Origin of the sequence: Streptomyces sp. NPDC058307 (assembly GCF_042880295.1) — a bacterium.
Lineage (GTDB): Bacteria > Actinomycetota > Actinomycetes > Streptomycetales > Streptomycetaceae > Streptomyces.
Genome location: NZ_JBHVYZ010000029.1, coordinates 85,145 through 101,461, shown reverse-complemented (window position 1 = coordinate 101,461; position 16,317 = coordinate 85,145). Strand labels below are relative to the sequence as shown.

Here is a 16,317-nt window from a genome sequence, read left to right as displayed (position 1 = left end):
TCGCGGTGCTCGACCACGATCACCGCCGTCTGCGGGTCAGACAGCAGCCGGTGCAGCTTGCGGCGCCGCCCGTTCAACCCGGATCCCACCTCGGTGACGACCTCAGCGACGGCCAGGCCCAGCCCGTTCGCGCCGGACACGACCCGGGCGGCCTGCCGGTCAAGATCGGCTTTCTGGTCAACGGACGACACGCGGCAGTACGCCACCACACGCCCGGACGGCTGGACGGCGACCTCGTCGACCAACCACGTCCCGGACGGCGCCTGGCGAACGGGGACGGGCATCTTCCCGTCCTTCACCCACCGCCAGGCGGTCTGGTAGCTCACGCCCTGCTGACGGGCCCACTCCGAAAGCTTCACGAGAACAAGGTACGTGAGACACATGACTAGGGATGACTATGAATGACTAGAAAATCTGTAGCAGCTTTCACCCCTTCAACGTCAACGCCGCCCGTGCCCAGCGTCTCGAAGCAGTCGGGAAGAGCTGGGAGTTCGAGGTGGACGGGGATGTGTTCCGGCTGCCCACCGAGTTCCCGCGCAGTATCGCCAAGCAGATCGCCGCACTGGAGGACAACGACATCGACGGGCTGCTGGCACTGCTGCTCGGGGAGGAGCAGTTCGAGCGCTTCGGCAAGTACGACACCAGTGTCCAGGACGTCTCCGCGATCCTGGAGGCGTACGGCAACGACACCGGCATGTCGTTGGGGGAAGGCTGAGCCTCGGCGCGCTGGTCGACGAGCACGCCGAGGCTCTGGAGGCGGATCTGCTCCGCCACTACGGGGTCGACCTCCTCGACTGGCACCGGGGCCGGCTCTCCTCCCGGCGTCTGCGGATCCTCGTCGAACACCTTCCCGCGGACTCGTCCTTCGCCCGGGCGGTCCATGGTGAACAGGCGGACTGGACGGTCACGGACCACTTGCTGGCCGCCGTCGTCGACCATCTCGCCGTCGCCAACTGGATGTTCGCGACGGTGCACCGGGACGAGGACACGGAGCCGGCGGACTATCCGGAGGCGGTGCCGCGGCCGGGCGACGGCGTGGCTCCGGCCCAAGTGACATCAGGTCCCGACCTGTCCGAGCCGCGGGGCGCGACCCCCGCGGAAATCGTGGCTTTCCTGAACCGGCCTGCATGAAAGGAGACGTTCCTTGATCGTCACGGGCCCGACCGTGGTCCCCCAGTGGTTCATCGACTTTGTGACGTCCAAGGGCTTCAAGGACGCCATCAGGAACGCCTTCGACGCCAAATGGTTCGCCGAGAACGTGCCGCTGACCGGTGGCAAGGCCGAAGGGGGCATTGCGAAGGCCGAAGGCAACGTCGGTGCCCTCACTGTTTACGGGTTCCAGGCCGAGTACGGCTTGTTCAAACACGAACTCACGCTGACCAAAATTCTTGAGAACCGCGCTCAGCACAAGCGCGAGCAAGAAGTGGACAGGCGGTTGGGCGGCCTGACCTCCGCCGACCGGCAGCTGCGTGAACAGATCTCCTCTCTCAAGACCAAGATCGGCAAGGTCAGTCAGGTCGCCAACGACGGGAATCAGCGCAGCATCTCCGGGCGGACCAGGACCCAAGAACTGATCCGGACCCAGCGCAACGACGATCAACGCGTACGCAGCCAGATCGCTTCCCTCAAGACCAGGATCAGCAGGATCAGTCAGGTCGCCAACGACGCGGACCAGCGCAGCAAGTCCCTGCGGATCAAGGCCAACAACCTGGACCGGCAGGTCAGGTCAGGCCTGCAGCGGGTTCGTGAGCTGGAGGACAGTGCCCGGGGCGCAGGGCGTTCCATCCAGGGCCTGCGCAACGACCTCAACTCACTCGATCAGGCCCTGCGGCGATAGCGACTCATACGACAACGGCGACAGCGACAGCGACAGCGACGGAGCCAAACCACCATGCAGACGTCACTCGTATCGCTCACCCGGGCGCTGAACCAGATGCGGTCCGCGGCCACCAGCACCGGCGGGGCCGTCACCCGGATGCGGACCGCCGTCACCGGGGCCAGTGGTTCGGTCGACCGGCTCAGGGGCGCCGCCACCCAGGCCGGCACCGCCACCGGGCGGCTGCGGACCGGGGCCGCCCAGGCGAGCGCCGGCCTCAACCAGGTGCGGACCGCCGCCACCCGGGCCGCCGCCGATGTCCAGCGGGCGGGGCGGAGTGCGGCGTCCGGCGGCGGTCTCTTCTCCCGGTTCGGTCAGGGACTGCGCACCGCGACCACCGCCCAACGCGGCCTGAACACCGCCATGAAGGCCAACATCCTGGGCGCGATCCTCTCCCTCATCATGCCGCTCATCACCAAGCTCATCGACATGGCGATGCAGTCCAAGACCGTGCAGGCCGTCATGCAGGCGGCGTTCAAGATCATCGGGCAGGTGGTGGGGACGGTCATGAAAGGGGCGTCGGTCGCCATCAACTGGCTGATCGACGCCGGGAAGAATGTCGTCAACTGGTTGAAGGCCAACTGGCCTTTGCTCGTTGCCATTCTCACCGGGCCCGTCGGGATCGCCGTGCTCGCGATCGTCAAGCACTGGGACCGCATCAAGGAGGCGGTCGGGACGGTGAGGGACTGGATCGTCGACAAATGGAACGCCGTTGTTGATTTCCTGCGCGGGGTTCCCGGAAAGATCTGGGGCTTCTTCGCCGAACTGCCGGGCCGGCTCATGGGCCTGGGCGGCGACCTCGTCATGGGGCTCATCAACGGCGTCAAGAACTCGGCCGGGGCCCTTCTCAACACGGTGAAGAACTTCATCGTCAACACCATTCCAGGGCCCATCCGCAGCATTCTCGGGATCTCCTCCCCGTCCAAGGTGATGATGGGTTTCGGCGGGGATGTCGGTGAAGGGCTCGCCCTCGGTATGGAGGGGGCCGGAAGCCGGGTCGCGGGAGCCGCCGGACGGCTTGCCACCGCGACCGCGCGCAGTGTGATCGGACCCGGTTACAGCCTCGCCGGAGTCGCCGGCGGGACGTCGGCCCGGCCGGGAGCCACCGCGGCGAGCGCGCCCGTCACCGTGAACGTCCACCCCCGCCCCGGACAGTCCGAGTACGAGATCGGCCGCATCACCGCCCGCGAACTCGCCTGGGCGGCCAAGCGATGAGCGGGCGGCAACTCCAGCAACCGGTGTTCGAGGTGGACGGCTGGGCCGGGAACACCGTCGACGACGACGGCGTCGAGTGGTGGGTCACCAGCGAGCAGGGCTGGGCCGCCACCCCGCCGGTCCGGCTCACCCTGACCGACCGCCCCGAACGGCACGGCGCGTTCGACGCCCCCTCCTACCGGGGGCCTCGCGTGGTCACCCTGGAGGGCATGGCCATCGCCCCCGAACGTGCCGTACGGGAGGAGGCCAAGGACCGGCTGGCCGCCGTACTCGCCGACGGCAGCGCGCTGACGCCGCTCGTCGTCACCGAACCGCACCGCGTCCGGCGGGCGTTGGTCCGCCTCACCGCCGAGACGAAGATCGTCGACCGCAAGTCCGGTGCCTTCGAGTTCTCCCTGACCATGACCGCGCCGGACCCGCTGCGGTACTCGTACGGACTGAACAGCAGTACCTGTCCGCTGCCGTCCTCCAGCGGCGGGGTCGCCTTTCCGCTCTCCTTCCCCCTGGACTTCGGCAGCGGTTCCTCCGGCGGCCGGCTGCTCCTGGAGAACAAGGGCACCGTCCCGACCTGGCCCGTCTGGCGGATCGCCGGGCCCTGTGTGCAGCCGGTGATCAGCAACACCGGGACCGGAGAGGAACTCGCCTTCGAACTCTCCCTCCAGAACGGCGAGTTCCTGGTCGTCGACACCGACGCCCGCTCGGTCCTGCTGCAGGGCACGGCCTCCCGTCGCGCCACGCTGCGGCCCGGCTCGGACTGGTTCCCGCTCCGGCCGGGCGCGACCCCCGTGCTCTTCCGCGCCCGCGACTACGCACCGGCCGCCCGGCTGACCGCCGAATGGCGCGACGCCTGGCTCTGACCCGGCGCTTCCCAGCTCCCCAGACGGCCCCCAGACAACCCATAGACGGCCCCCAGACAGCCCCCAGACAGAAGGAACCGCACCCGCATGGCTGACTTCGAGCGCGACTCCGGATGGCTCTCCGGCAGCGTCGTCGACGCCGAGGACGCCCGGCTGGCCACCGGCGTGCTCGCCTCGGCGGCGGCCGACCCCGGCAACCCGATCGCGGCCCGCACCGGCATCAGACCCGGCCCCGGCAGCCCGGGCAACGTCGAGGCGACCTCCACTCCCTCACGCAATGTGACGGTCCGCCCCTTCCAGGGCGTGATCCAGGGCACCCGTACCACCGCCGCGGGCGCGTATCTGATCACGCTCGCCCAGCAGAAGACCCTCGACGTGCTGACGGCGGCCCCGGCCGACCCCTCCAACCCGCGCATCGCCCTGGTCGTGGCCCAGCAGACCGACCGCCAGTACGGCGACGAGAGCGACGGCATGCTCGTCCGCGTCGTGGCCGGGACGCCAGCGGTGACGCCGGTGGCGCCCACGGTCACCGGTGACCACCTGCGCCTTGCCCAGATCACCGTGCGGGCGAACGCGGGTTCCATCACCCAGGCGGACATCAGGGACCTGCGGGTGTCCACGGTCGCTGCCGGCGGGGTGCTGCCGCTGCAGGCCTACGAGTCGCTGCCGCCCGACGGCTACTCCGGACAGCGGCTGTACGACCTGGAGACCGGCCTCGACCTGGTCCGCTCCGGTGCGGCCTGGCGTCCCGCGGTCACGGGGGCGGTGGAGTTCTTCGGACCGGCGGACGCGGGCTGGCCCAAGGCCGGCTCGACCGAGGGGACCAACTTCCTGTTCAACCAGGTGACGGTCACCCCGGCGCCCTATCCGCGCATGCTGATGTGCACCGCCCAGATGACCGCCCAGGCGCAGTCCGCCGACGCCAGGTTCGACCACGTGATCAAAGTGCTCGGCGAGAGCGGCAACCTCAGCATCAGCGCCTTCAACGTCGGGCCGACGCTCGCCACCACGACCGTCGCCACCGCCCACCGGCTGATGCCCGCCGGTACGGCTCCCCTGGTCCTCACCCAGGAGTTCGTCCGGGTCGTGGGCTCAGGGACGGTGAGTGTGCCCCCCAGTTGGGCCATCCCGGTTTACGCAGGGCTCCGGGTACTGGCCTTCCCCGTCCCGTGACCCTCCGACCAGAAGAGGCACTCCCATGAGCACGCCCACCCCAGAACGCGACTCCGGCTGGATCTCCGGCGGGGTCGTCGACGCCGAGGACGCCCGCCTCGCCACGGGCGTGTTCGCCGCGCCCGGGGCGAGCCCGGTCCAGGCCCGCAGCGGCATCCGGCCGGCCACCGGGGACCCCGGCCGGGTCCAGGCCACCGCCACCGTCTCCGGCAAGGTCACCGTCGCTCCCTTCCAGGGGGTGATCCAGGGCACCCGGGCCAGCGCGACCGGCGCCTACCTCGTCACCCTCGACCAGCAGAAGACCCTCGACGTCCTCGGCACGAACCCCGCCGACACCGCCAACCCGCGCAACGACCTGGTCGTCGCCCGGCAGCGGGACACGCAGTACGGCGACGCCACCACCGCCATGACCGTCGAACTCGTCAAGGGCACGGCCGCCGCCAACCCGATCGACCCCGTGACGAGTGGCGACCTCATCCCGCTCGCCCGGATCAGGATCGCCAAGAACGCCACGTCCGTAGCCGCCGCCGACATCGACGACCTGCGCCCCTGGACCTCCGCGGCCGGCGGCATCCTGCGGGTCTGGGGCGAGGGCGGCCGCCCCACGTATCCCTACTCCGGCATGTACATCCACCGCTGGGACACCAACCACCTGGAGTGGTACGACAGTTCGGCGGGCTGGCGGGCGGTCAACAACGACACCGGCTGGACCACTCTCACCCTTCCCGCCGGCTGGACCGTGTACAACAACGAGACACCGGCGGTCCGCAGAGTCGGCTCGGTCGCCTACCTGCGCGGCGCGGTCCGCACCGGTGCCGCCCAGTCGGCCAACCCCACGGTCCTCATGAACCTCCCGGCCGCCTTCCGCCCGCTGGTACGGCACCACTGGTACGTGGTGCTCGGCGGTACCCGGACGGGCATCGAGGGCATAGTCGACACCGACGGCAACGTGAACCTCTACCCGCAGACGACCGCCCTGCCCGCCGAGCAGATCGTCTACATCAACACCACCTGGCTGGTGGGCCAGTGACCGGCCGCCCGACCCGTTACACCTACTACACCGCCGACCTCGCCACCGGCGCCATCACCGACGAACTCCCCCTGTACGACGCCACGTTCAGCACCGAGCTCAACGAAGCCGGCGAGTTCCGCGCCCGGTTGCCCCTGGGTGACCCGCGGGTCGGGGTCCACCGGCCCCGCGAACTCACCGAGCCCGGCCGCGCGGCCCTCTACGTCGAGCGGGACGGCGTGCTCGTCTGGGGCGGGGTGGTCTGGACCGTCAAGTACACCTCCGCCGACCAGCATCTGGAGCTCGGGGCGGCCGGTTTCCTCTCCTACTTCGACCACCGCCGCGTCCTGCCCGCCGACTTCGACCCGGCCGCCCCCGACCTGGCCTCCGCCGCAGTCTCCTTCACCGACCGCGACCAGTGCGACATCGCCCGCGACCTCGTCGCCGTCGCCCAGGCACACCCCGGCGGCGACATCCGGATCCGCCCCGATGCGACCACCCGCTCCGGGATCACCCGCACCCTGGTCTACCCCGGCAGCGACCTCAAGAGCACCGGTGAGGCGCTGCGTGAGCTGGCCAGCCTGGAGGACGGCCCCGACTTCCTGTTCGACATGGCGTACGGCAGCGACGGCCGTCCCGTGCGCAGGCTCCGCGTGGGCACCCCGCACCTCGGCCAGCAGGGCACGCCGCACGTGTGGGAGTACGGCGCCAACCTCATCGGCTACACCTGGCCGGCCGACGGCGCCTCCACCGCGAGCAGGGTCTTCGCCCTCGGGGAGCAGGGTGAGGGCAGCAGCCAGCTCGTCGCGGTCGCCGAGGACCCCGCCACCGGGCGCCCGCTCACCGAGACCGAGGTCTCCTACGTCCATGTCACCGACGCGGACATTCTGCGTTCCCAGGCCCGCTCGGCCCTCGCCGCCGTCTCCGCCCCCGTCGTCCTGCCCGAGCTGACCGTGCGCGCCGACCTGGAACCCGTCCTCGGCTCCTACCAGGTCGGCGACGACGCCCTCGTCGTCATCAAGGACATGTTCTTTCCCGAGGGCGTCCGGTTCGGCGTACGGATCACCGGGATCGAGGTCACCCCGGGCAACGACGCGGGCGAGGAGCAGGTCCAGCTGACCGTCACCCCCGCCACCGACATCCCTTGAACCGGAGGAGTTCCCCGTGACCAGGATCAACCGCCCCGACACCCTCCTCACCGAGCTCCGCGACATCAAGCGGCGCCTGCACGCCCTGGAGACCGCGCAGCGCGCGACGGCCGCCGGCGCCCGGTCGAACGTCGCGGCCGAGCACCCCGCCGAGGAACCCACCGAGACCGACACATCCGGGTCCGAATAGCCTGTTTCTGGAATGCCTTGGTCAGTTTGCCAGAGTTGCTGGGCGTACAGCCCCCGGTCCGAAGCGTCGACGGGCGCGGTCTGCGGCGGCTTCAGCCGCGCGGGCGCGGGCATCGCCGGGGTCCAACAAGAGCTGGTGGTAGGCCCTGTCGGTCGGCAACAGGTCGTCTGCGCGGATCATGAAGGCGCGTACTCTCGCTCGCTGCAGTCCGAGACCGGCCAGCAGACTCAGCGCGGCCACGGTGAGGGCGGGCGAGTGGTTGGTGGGCTCCGGCAGGGTGCGGGTACGGGTGGTGGAGCTGCGGTCGGCGTACCGCACCGTGAGGGTGAGCCGGCTCGCGATCCGGCTTTCGCCGCGCAGGCGTTGGCCGATCCGGTCGGCCAGTCCCAGAACTGCGCGGTGCTGCTGTGCCGGGTCGAGGCAGTCCCGCTCCAGTACGACATCGGCGGCCAAGTGCACTGCCGGTTCGCAGAGGGTGACCGGGCGGGGATCACGACCGCGGGCGCGCTCGGCCAACAACCGCGCCTGACCGATGCCGAGGAGCCGTTGCATGGTCACCGAAGGCAGGCCGGTGATCTGGCCGATGGTGTGCAGGCCGTATCTGTGAAGCGTTTCCGCCGTGGTGCGCCCGACCCCGGGCAGCGCGGTGACGGGCCGCGGGTGCAGCCAGTCGGCCACGCGATCAGCGGGGACCCAGGTGGTCTCTCCCGGCGCGGACGCGTCGGCCGCCATGGCCGCCAGCATGCGGTTTCCCGCGAGCCCGGCGCTGCTGTCGATCCCGTAGAGGGCCTTCAGTCTCATCTTGGCCATCTGGACCACGTCGTAGGGAGACAGGTCGAAGTACCGAAGCGCTGACGTCAGATCGAGTTGGACGGCGTCCGGTGGAAAAGCCTGCACGTGAGGTGTAATTCCAGACATCAGTTCGATTATGTCGGCGTACTGCTCCTCGCTCAGTGCGGCGTGCAGGTGGACGTGGGCAATGTGCCGCTGACGTGTGGTCATCCCGCGCTCCCCGGACTGCGGTGGCCGAACTTCTTCAGGTCGGCCGAGCGGGTGCCGGCCGGCTGGAGGTCGGCGTAGGGATGCAACCGGGCGCCGGTGGTGCCGTTGGCCAGGGTCCGCTGCGGCTGGGCCGGGGTCGGGTGCGGGCGGCTCTCGCCGAGGAGGGCGAGTGCGGCCTCGGGGCCGTTGTCGCGGCGGGCGGCGGCGATCTCGTCCAGGTCCCAGGCCATGGTGCCGACGACGGTGCGGCGGGTGCCGCGCACCTGGACCGTGCCGCGCACCAGCAGCAGTCCGCTGTGGAAGACGGTGTGCGCGCAGGCCGGGTGGGAGTCCTCGAAGAAGGCCAGGTCGACCAGGCCGGAGCCGTCCTCGAGGGTGACGAAGATGATGCGCTTGCCGCTGGCGATCGGCGGGGTCTGGGTGGAGGCCCGCACCCCGGCGACCAGGACCTGCCGGCCGGCGCGCAGGCCGGCCAGGTGGGCCGCGTCGGTCGCGCCGATCTCGCGCAGGAGGCGGTGGTGGTGCTCCATCAGGTGCTTGGAGACGTCGATGCCGAGGGTGCTCAGCTCGGCGCTCAGGGCTTCACGTCCGGTCATCTCCGGCAGACCACTCGGCTCCGCTCCTCCGACCGCGCCTGCCTCGATGGGCAGTTGGCCCTTGCCGGCGGTCCGGGTGCGGGAGGCCCGGTGGAGTTCGGCTATCTGCAGCAGCAGGTCACGGCGGGTGAGGCGGCCGTCGTGGAGGCAGTTCAGGGCGCCGATCTCCGCGAGGCGTTCGGCGACCGGCCTGCTGGGACGGGCTCGCTGCCAGAAGTCGGAGAGGGATCCGTAGGGCTGGCCTTGTTCGATTCGTGCGCACTCGTCCTCGCTGATGCCGTGTACCGCGGAGAGGGCGAGCCGTACGCCCCGCTGCTCTCCGTCGGTCGTCTCCACGGTGTGTTTCACCTGGGAGCGGTTGACGTCGACGGACAGAAGCTGCACACCACGGCGACGGGCGTCGGAGACGAGGACGCGCTTGGGCCACATCCCGGGGTCGTGTTCGAGCAGACCGGCCAGCAGGTATGCGGGGTGGTGTGCCTTGAGCCAGGCACTCTGGAGGGCGGGTACGGCGAACGCGACCGCGTGGGCGCGGCAGAAGCCGTAGGCGCCGAAGGCCTCGACGGTCTTCCAGACCTCGTCCCGGACGGCCGCACTGTAGCCACGCGCGCGCGCCAGGCCATGGAACCATTCCCTGAGCTTCGGCAGCCGGTCCTTCTCGCCGAGCGCCCGCCGGGCGACCTCGGCCAGCGCGTAGTCGCAGCCGGTCATGACCGACAGGGTCTCGATGATCTGCTCGTGCCAGATGGTCACCCCGTAGGTGTCGGCGAGCACCGGTTCCAGATCCGGATGGGCGTACGCCGGAGTGCCGCCATGACGTGCGGCGATGTACCGCTCGGGCATGCCCCCGGCGACCGGTCCGGGACGGAAGAGGCTGATGTCGGCGATGACGTCCTGCGGATCGCGGGGTTGCAGCCGGGACAGGAGATCCTGCTGGCCGGGCGACTCCAGTTGGAACAGGCCCAGGGTCTGGCTCTCCTGGATGAGCTTGAACGCGAAGACGTCGTCGAGTGGCACCTGCTTGGGATCGTCCAGGTCGATGTGGTTGCCGGTCGTCCGTTCGATCTCGGCGACGGCGTGGGCCATCGCGGACTGCATGCGTACGCCCAGCACATCCAGCTTGATGTTGCCCAGGTCCTCGATCTCCTCCTTCGCCGCCATCGCCATGGGGTAGTCGCCCTGCGGGGTGGGCTGCACCGGCAGCCGGTCCAGGAGACTCGCGTCGCTGATGACCACGCCGCAGGGGTGCATGGCCATGCCGTGGACCAGGGAGTCGAGGCCCTCCGCGAGTTCCCACAGCGGCCCGTAGCGGTGCGCCTCGGCCGCCAGTTGCCGCAGTTCGGGCAGCTCGGCGAGGGCGCCGGTGATGTCGGCGGCGCGCAGGTGCGGGAAGCTCTTGGCGATCCGGTCGACATCCGCGGGTGCCATGCCGAGGGCGAGGCCGGTGTCCCGCAGGGCGCGACGGGCCCGGTAGGTCTCCGGCATGGCCGTGACGGCGACCCGTTCCGTGCCGAACCGGTCGAAGATCGTGTCGTAGCACTCCAGCCGTCGGGCGGACTCCACGTCGATGTCGATGTCGGGCAGTGATGCCCGGCGCACGCTCAGGAAGCGTTCGAACAGCAGGCGGTGGTCGAGCGGGTTGGCCGTGGCGATGCCCAGCGCGTGGCAGACCATCGAACCGGCGCCCGAGCCGCGGGCGGCGACCCTGATGCCCTTGGCCCGGATGTCGGCCACGACCTGGCCGACGGCGAGGAAGTACGAGTCGTAGTCCAGCTTGGAGATCACGGTGAGTTCTTCGTCCAGCCGGTCGAGTGCCGCTCGGTCGCGGTCCAGGCCCCGCCGGGTCATGCCTGCCTCGCACTGTCGGCGCAGCAGTTGTGCGGCTCCGCCCGGTCCGGGCTCCGCGCCGAAGAGCGATGCTTCCGGGAAGTGCCGGGTACCGAGCCCGAGGTCCGCTCCGGGGTCGAGGGCGCACTCGGCCGCGGTGGCGGCGGTGTCCGCCACCAGGCGACGTGCCCGCCGGGCATCGGCTCCGGCGCATTCGGCGACCAGGTGCGCGACGGCCGTCATCGCCTTCTCGTCCTTGAGCCAGCGCTGTCCGCTGTCCAGGTGGCGCCGGTCGATGGGCCGCAGCAGCCGGGCGGCGTCCAGGACGTCGGCGAGGCGGTGCTGGTCCGGGTCGGCGTAGCGGACGGCGTTGGAGAGCACCGCGGTGGTGTGGGTGCGGTCGGCCAGAGCCAGGGTCCGGGCAGCCAGCCGGAGCGATCCAGGGCCGATGGAGAAACGTTTATGCACTACGGCTTCCAGCCTGACCCCAGCGCCGAAGATCTCCCGCCACGGCGCCAGCAGCTTCACTGCGACGTCTTCCCGCCCCGCCGCCAAGGCCCGCACCGGCTCCGAGAGCGGTCCGAGCAGCACGGTCAGACCGGGACCGCCGTACTCGCGCAGCGCCTCCCACGGCACCACCACCGGTGCCGCGCCGGACGCGGTGCCGACGTGGGCCGCCGACGTGATGCGGCACAGCCGCGCCCATCCTTCCCGGTTCTGGGCCAGCAGCACGAACCGCAGCGGCGGCTCGACGACGTGCGCGCCACCGCGCACCGGGGTGCGGCGCCGCTGGGTGGGCGGTGGGGGCGCGAGAGCCTCCACCGCCAGGTCGACACCGAAGACCGGCCGGACCCCGGCTCTAGCGCACGCCTGCGCGAACCGGACGGCTCCGGTGACCGTGTCCCGGTCGGTGAGCGCGAGGGTCGTCACGCCCCGCTCGGCCGCCCGCAGCACGAGATGCTCGGGATGGGCCGCGCCGTAGCGCTCGGAGTAACCGGACGCGACGTGCAGATGGGCGAAGCCCGCCATGCCGCACCTCCATCACTCCACCCCATTTCGACCCCTTTGGGCCGTGTACCCGATATGTTCATCGTACTCTCGTTCGATTACTCTAACCTCATCAGCCCCGGTCAGCGACATGATTCGAACACGTCATCGATTCGGCAGGGGTGGGAGCGGTAGCCGGAACAGGTGCTGCGCCGTCACATACGGAACTGGGCAGCATGGTTGGAGGAAATCGCGCCAGTGGTGCGCACCGCGCCGCAGTCATCGAGCGACTCGAAGTGGAGAGGGGTAACGGCATGTCGCGCAAACGCCACTTTCAGTAACAGGGTGCATGATGGATCGGGCGGGTCAGTAGGACCTCGCGGGAGGCGTAGGACGGTCAGCGCAGAGGCGGATCGTCGGTGCCCGTGCAGCCGTCTTCCGTCGCGCGCGCCGTGCCTGCTCCAGCTCACACCCAACGGCATCTCCCGCACCTGCATCTGGCCGCCCGGCCCCGGAGGCGTCGTTTGCGGCGGCGCGAGGTGCTGTTCGGCGGCGCCGTGGCCTCGCTACGCTTTCAGCTGCCGCCGACGCGGGAGGCGGCCCTGCCCGAAGGGGTTCACCCCGGTCGTCGAGGCGCTGCCGCCGGACCGGGCACTGGCCGACCTGCGGGGCGCCGAACGCTACTTCAAGCGGGACGCCGTCGAACTGGCCTCGGTGATCGAGGTCCGCGCCCTCGCCCTGCACGGCGTCGACTGTGCGATCGGCGCCGGGCCCGGGGGCTGTGCGATCGGCGCCGGGCCCGGGCCGATGCCGGCCCGCATGGCGCTGAAGGACGCCCCGCCCGGGGTGACCTGCTCGGTTCTCGGGGGACGCGGTGGCGGACTTCCTCGCCGGCCGGCCCGTCGCCGCGCTCCCCGGCGTCGGCGCCGCGACCGCCCGCACCCTGTGCGAGTACGGCCTCGACCCCTGGGCCGGGTCGCCGCCGCACCCCTGTCCACACTCCAGCGCCTGGTCGGCGCCAAGGCCGGCCGCCCGAACGGTATCTCGCACTCTCTGGCCGTCGAACGCCCTTTCCCCCGCGACGAGTTGGACCCCGACCGGCACCGGCGCGCGCTGCTCTCCGCCGCCGAGGAACCGGGCTCCCGGCCGCGCGCCCTCGACAAGGTCTGCCGCACCCCGCCCCTCACCGTGCGCTACGCCGACCGCACCGCACCGCAACCACCCGCAGCCGCACCCTCGGCGAACCCGCCGCCCACTCGGCGGCCCTCGCCAGGGCGGGCCTACGGCATGTACGAGGCGTTGGGTCTCCAACGCGCCCGGGTCCGGTTCATCGCCCTGCGTGCCGAGGGCCGCGACCCCGCCGAACACGCCTCTCGCCCGGGCGCGGTCCGCGGCCTCCTCGGACCGCTGGCGGTGCTGCTGGGGCGCGGTGGCGCAGGGGTCAGTTGGCCCACGGGGGAGTGATGCGGGTGCCGTCGGCCAGTTCCGCCTCCAGGCCGATGGAGGTGGTGACCCAGGTCAGGGCGGTGTGATCGGTGGGGTTCTCGACGGCGAAGGTCACCCCGGGGTTGACGATCACCGTGTCGCCCGCGGTGATCCGATGGGCGGTGCCGTCGAGGGTGATCACGAGTTCACCGATGAGCAGATGGAAGATCTCCTCGCGGTTGACGGTGTGCGCCGGTGCCTTCGTCCCCGCGGGGATCTCGCCGCGCCAGGCGCAGAGCTCCTTGGCGCCGCTGAGGGGAGTGGCGTACGAGACGAAACGGGCGCCGTGGATCTCGTGGGTGACGGCCTCGGACGAGCGGACTACGGGCATGCGGAACCCCCGGGGTGGTAGATGGTCAAGCAGGTTGACTATGTAGCACTATGGTCAAGCTGCTTGACCAATTCGTCAAGAGTGTTTCAATGCCCGAGTGCAGAACTCCGAAGCCCTCGCCCTGGCCGCCACCCTGCTCGCCGCCGCCGGTGACCTGACCCAGCGCATCAACGACGGGGTCGTCGCCCGGGGGTTCGAGGCGCGGCCCGCCTGGGGCTTCGCGTTCACCCGGCTAGCGCCGGACGGGGCCACGGTCACCGAGCTGGCCGGTCATCTCGGGGTGACCAAGCAGGCCGCGAGTCAGCTGGTCGACGAGATCGTGCGCAAGGGGTACGCCGAGCGGCGGCCGCATCCCGGGGACGCCCGGGCCCGGCTCGTCGTGCTGACTGAGCGGGGATGGGCCTGCACCCGGGCGGCGGAGGAGGCCGCCGCGGAAGCCGTGCGGGCGTGGACCGATGTGCTGGGCGAGGGTGAAGTGCGTGCGCTGCGTGAGCGGTTGGGGCGCATTGCTCCCGATGGCCCTATCAGGCCCACGTGGTGACGGTTCGTCAGTGGGCGCATCGGGCGTAGTTACCACTGGAAGTTTTTACTGACGCGTAACTTCACAAGTGCACTACTCGTCCGTAACTTTCGAATTGAACAGCATCCTCGTGATCCGGGTCACAGGGCGTACAGCCATCGCAACTCCCTTGAGCCGCAAGGAGATCACCCGATGCTGCCCTGGAAAAGACTGCTCGGACCCCTCGCCGCCCTGCTCCTGACCGCCGCGGTCGCCGTCGTCCCCGCCGCCGGAGCCGCCCAAGCGGCGACTGCCCCAAGCAGCGGTCTGAACGACTACTCGTGCAAGCCCTCCGCCGCCCACCCCCGCCCCGTCGTTCTCGTCCACGGCACCTTCGCGAACTCCGCCGACAACTGGCTGGCGCTCGTCCCGTATCTGGAGAACCGCGACTACTGCGTCTTCTCCTTCGACTACGGCCAGCTGTCCGGCGTGCCCCTCTTCTACGGCCTCGGCCCCATCGACAAGTCGGCGGAGCAGCTGAAGACCTTCGTCGACAAGGTGCTCACCGCCACCGGCGCCGCCGAGACCGACCTCGTCGGTCACTCACAGGGCGGCCTCATGCCCCGCTACTACCTCAAGTTCCTCGGCGGAGCCGCCAAGGTGAACGCCCTCGTCGGGATCGCCCCCGACAACCACGGCACCACCCTGTCCGGCATCACCAACCTGCTGCCGTACTTCCCGGGCATCCAGGACCTGCTCACCACCAACACCCCGGCCCTCGCCGACCAGGTCGTCGGCTCCCCCTTCCTCACCAAGCTGAACGCGGGCGGCGACACCGTCCCCGGCGTCAAGTACACCGTCCTCGCCACCAAGTACGACGAGGTCGTGACGCCGTACCAGAGCCAGTTCCTCAGCGGATCCGGCGTCCACAACGTCCTGCTGCAGGACCTGTGTCCGCTCGACCTCTCCGAGCACGCGGCCATCGGGCTGTTCGACCGGATCGCCTTCCACGAGGTGGCCAACGCCCTCGACCCCACCCACGCGACCCCCACCACCTGCGCGTCGGCGCTCACTTGAGCGCCGCCGGGGCCTGTCCGGCCTGAGCCGCCGGTCAGGCCCCGGAGTTCATCGGGTCAACGGCCGTTCCGCCCGCCGCCGTTCACCGCGCGCCGGCGCACCGAGCCGAACAGGATCGCCGCACCGGCCGCGAGCGTGAGCGCGCCGCCCATCGCGAGATACGGCGTGCTGCCGTCACCGCCCGTCTCGGCGAGATCCTGCGAAGTGCCCGCCGCGTTCACGTCGTTGACCGGGACCCTCTCGGTCTCGGCGGCCACCGGCTCCGCCGACGTACTGGCGTCGTCGTCACCGTGCCCGTGGTGCCCGACCGTCGACTGGTCGGTGCCGTCCTCGATCTGCTCCTCGGAGGGCGCGGAGGCGCTCGGGACCGGCGCCGAACTGCTCGTAGCGCCACCGGAGTTGTCCCCGAACGTCACGTCCGAGCAGGAGTAGAAGGCCTCCGGGCTGTCCGAGCGCTGCCAGACCGCGTACAGGAGCTGCCTGCCGGAGCGCTCGGGGAGCGTGCCGGAGAACGTGTAGAAGCCGCCCGAGGCGACCGGGTCGGTGGCCGTCGCGACCGGGTGCGACAGGTCCAGGTCGTCCCAGGCCGGCGGCTGCGTGGGGTCGTAGCCCGGCTTGGTGAGGTACACCGTGAAGGTGCCCTTGTGCGGAGCGGTCACGCGGTACCTGAAGGTGTACGACCCACTGCGCACCCTCGTCGCCGGCCAGTCGGCGCGGGCCAGGTCGAGCCCCTTGAACTCGTCGTTGTCCGCGCTGCACAGCCTGCCGTCCGGGATCAGCTCCTGGTGCCGTCCGTTCGCGTCGCCGACGCGGATGCCGTTCCAGTCGTAGAGCGCCTGGGTGCCGCCCGCCGCGACCGCCGCCCGGCACGCGTCGGACTTCGGGCTCTCGGGACCCTCCGCGTAGCACTGCGAGACCCGGCTGACCGGGTCGCCCATCGAGCCGTGCGCGGACGCGGGAGCGGCGGCCGGCACGGTCAGGACGAACGGGGCCAGACCGACGGCGACGGCGGCTGCGGCCTTGCGGCGTGCGGGCATGGGGGATC

At 70.7% G+C, this 16,317-nt stretch carries 16 protein-coding genes and 1 pseudogene; 12 read left to right on the top strand and 5 right to left on the bottom strand.

The features are described 5' to 3' along the window. The coding region (locus tag ACFVYN_RS21880) for a recombinase family protein (protein WP_390001018.1) at nucleotides 1–326 on the bottom strand (326 nt) is incomplete at its 3' end. An 86-nt stretch (nucleotides 327–412) separates the two neighbouring features. Here ACFVYN_RS21880 and ACFVYN_RS21875 point away from each other — a divergent pair. The 9 genes from ACFVYN_RS21875 (at nucleotide 413) to ACFVYN_RS21835 (ending at nucleotide 7,468) form a co-directional block, all read left to right on the top strand. Further along, a complete protein-coding gene (locus tag ACFVYN_RS21875; RefSeq protein WP_390001019.1) occupies nucleotides 413–715 on the top strand; it encodes a hypothetical protein in 303 nt (100 codons plus the stop codon). 200 nt (nucleotides 716–915) lie between these two features. Next, nucleotides 916–1,131 carry a hypothetical protein gene (locus ACFVYN_RS21870; protein WP_390001016.1) on the top strand — a complete coding sequence of 72 codons (216 nt, stop codon included), beginning with the start codon at nucleotides 916–918 and terminating at the stop codon, nucleotides 1,129–1,131. Between the two features lie 13 nt (nucleotides 1,132–1,144). Continuing rightward, nucleotides 1,145–1,837, top strand: a complete 693-nt coding sequence (locus ACFVYN_RS21865; protein ID WP_390001014.1) for a hypothetical protein — start codon at nucleotides 1,145–1,147, stop codon at nucleotides 1,835–1,837. Between the two features lie 54 nt (nucleotides 1,838–1,891). Continuing rightward, nucleotides 1,892–3,091 carry a hypothetical protein gene (locus ACFVYN_RS21860; RefSeq protein WP_390001012.1) on the top strand — a complete coding sequence of 400 codons (1,200 nt, stop codon included), beginning with the start codon at nucleotides 1,892–1,894 and terminating at the stop codon, nucleotides 3,089–3,091. Beyond that, nucleotides 3,088–3,948, top strand: coding sequence for a phage distal tail protein (locus ACFVYN_RS21855; RefSeq protein WP_390001010.1), 861 nt, complete (start codon nucleotides 3,088–3,090; stop codon nucleotides 3,946–3,948). The genes ACFVYN_RS21860 and ACFVYN_RS21855 overlap by 4 nt, the downstream gene beginning before the upstream one ends. 87 nt (nucleotides 3,949–4,035) lie before the next feature. Then, on the top strand, nucleotides 4,036–5,121 hold the full coding sequence (locus ACFVYN_RS21850) for a hypothetical protein (RefSeq protein WP_390001009.1): 1,086 nt from the start codon (nucleotides 4,036–4,038) through the stop codon (nucleotides 5,119–5,121). A 25-nt stretch (nucleotides 5,122–5,146) separates the two neighbouring features. Next, nucleotides 5,147–6,151 (top strand): hypothetical protein, encoded by a 1,005-nt coding sequence (locus ACFVYN_RS21845; RefSeq protein WP_390001007.1) that lies wholly within the window; start codon nucleotides 5,147–5,149, stop codon nucleotides 6,149–6,151. Further along, complete coding sequence (locus ACFVYN_RS21840) at nucleotides 6,148–7,278, top strand: hypothetical protein (RefSeq protein WP_390001006.1); 1,131 nt, start codon at nucleotides 6,148–6,150, stop codon at nucleotides 7,276–7,278. The genes ACFVYN_RS21845 and ACFVYN_RS21840 overlap by 4 nt, the downstream gene beginning before the upstream one ends. A gap of 16 nt (nucleotides 7,279–7,294) precedes the next feature. Beyond that, the gene (locus ACFVYN_RS21835) at nucleotides 7,295–7,468 is read left to right on the top strand and encodes a hypothetical protein (protein ID WP_390001004.1); all 174 of its coding nucleotides are present in this window, start codon (nucleotides 7,295–7,297) and stop codon (nucleotides 7,466–7,468) included. A 21-nt stretch (nucleotides 7,469–7,489) separates the two neighbouring features. Here ACFVYN_RS21835 and ACFVYN_RS21830 read toward each other — a convergent pair whose 3' ends face one another. Both ACFVYN_RS21830 and ACFVYN_RS21825 read right to left on the bottom strand, forming a co-directional pair. After that, a complete protein-coding gene (locus ACFVYN_RS21830) occupies nucleotides 7,490–8,470 on the bottom strand; it encodes an ImpB/MucB/SamB family protein (RefSeq protein ID WP_390001002.1) in 981 nt (326 codons plus the stop codon). Next, a complete protein-coding gene (locus ACFVYN_RS21825) occupies nucleotides 8,467–11,922 on the bottom strand; it encodes a DNA polymerase III subunit alpha (protein WP_390001001.1) in 3,456 nt (1,151 codons plus the stop codon). Before ACFVYN_RS21825 ends, ACFVYN_RS21830 begins: the two co-directional genes overlap by 4 nt. 515 nt (nucleotides 11,923–12,437) lie before the next feature. On the opposite strand from ACFVYN_RS21825, the pseudogene ACFVYN_RS21820 reads away from it, so the two are divergent. Beyond that, nucleotides 12,438–13,254 (top strand): annotated as a pseudogene (locus tag ACFVYN_RS21820) (hypothetical protein); the annotation flags it as partial. 67 nt (nucleotides 13,255–13,321) lie between these two features. Here the strand turns inward: ACFVYN_RS21820 and ACFVYN_RS21815 are convergent. Then, nucleotides 13,322–13,696, bottom strand: coding sequence for a cupin domain-containing protein (locus ACFVYN_RS21815; protein ID WP_390000999.1), 375 nt, complete (start codon nucleotides 13,694–13,696; stop codon nucleotides 13,322–13,324). A gap of 97 nt (nucleotides 13,697–13,793) precedes the next feature. On the opposite strand from ACFVYN_RS21815, the gene ACFVYN_RS21810 reads away from it, so the two are divergent. Further along, entirely contained in the window at nucleotides 13,794–14,237 is a 444-nt protein-coding gene (locus ACFVYN_RS21810; protein WP_390000997.1) for a MarR family winged helix-turn-helix transcriptional regulator, read from the top strand. A gap of 171 nt (nucleotides 14,238–14,408) precedes the next feature. Further along, nucleotides 14,409–15,272 (top strand): esterase/lipase family protein, encoded by an 864-nt coding sequence (locus tag ACFVYN_RS21805; RefSeq protein ID WP_390000995.1) that lies wholly within the window; start codon nucleotides 14,409–14,411, stop codon nucleotides 15,270–15,272. A 56-nt stretch (nucleotides 15,273–15,328) separates the two neighbouring features. On the opposite strand, the gene ACFVYN_RS21800 is transcribed toward ACFVYN_RS21805, so the two are convergent. Beyond that, nucleotides 15,329–16,309: a lytic polysaccharide monooxygenase gene (locus tag ACFVYN_RS21800; protein ID WP_390000993.1), complete on the bottom strand. Its 981-nt coding sequence runs from the start codon at nucleotides 16,307–16,309 to the stop codon at nucleotides 15,329–15,331. Nucleotides 16,310–16,317 lie beyond the last annotated feature (8 nt).

Excerpts from the sequence above, each read along its gene's own strand:
- ACFVYN_RS21805 (WP_390000995.1), top strand. The coding sequence starts at position 14,409 with ATGCTGCCCTGGAAAAGACTGCTCGGACCCCTCGCCGCCCTGCTCCTG.
- ACFVYN_RS21855 (WP_390001010.1), top strand. The coding sequence starts at position 3,088 with ATGAGCGGGCGGCAACTCCAGCAACCGGTGTTCGAGGTGGACGGCTGG.
- ACFVYN_RS21845 (WP_390001007.1), top strand. The coding sequence starts at position 5,147 with ATGAGCACGCCCACCCCAGAACGCGACTCCGGCTGGATCTCCGGCGGG.
- ACFVYN_RS21830 (WP_390001002.1), bottom strand. The coding sequence starts at position 8,470 with ATGACCACACGTCAGCGGCACATTGCCCACGTCCACCTGCACGCCGCA.
- ACFVYN_RS21825 (WP_390001001.1), bottom strand. The coding sequence starts at position 11,922 with ATGGCGGGCTTCGCCCATCTGCACGTCGCGTCCGGTTACTCCGAGCGC.
- ACFVYN_RS21800 (WP_390000993.1), bottom strand. The coding sequence starts at position 16,309 with ATGCCCGCACGCCGCAAGGCCGCAGCCGCCGTCGCCGTCGGTCTGGCC.
- ACFVYN_RS21815 (WP_390000999.1), bottom strand. The coding sequence starts at position 13,696 with ATGCCCGTAGTCCGCTCGTCCGAGGCCGTCACCCACGAGATCCACGGC.
- ACFVYN_RS21860 (WP_390001012.1), top strand. The coding sequence starts at position 1,892 with ATGCAGACGTCACTCGTATCGCTCACCCGGGCGCTGAACCAGATGCGG.
- ACFVYN_RS21850 (WP_390001009.1), top strand. The coding sequence starts at position 4,036 with ATGGCTGACTTCGAGCGCGACTCCGGATGGCTCTCCGGCAGCGTCGTC.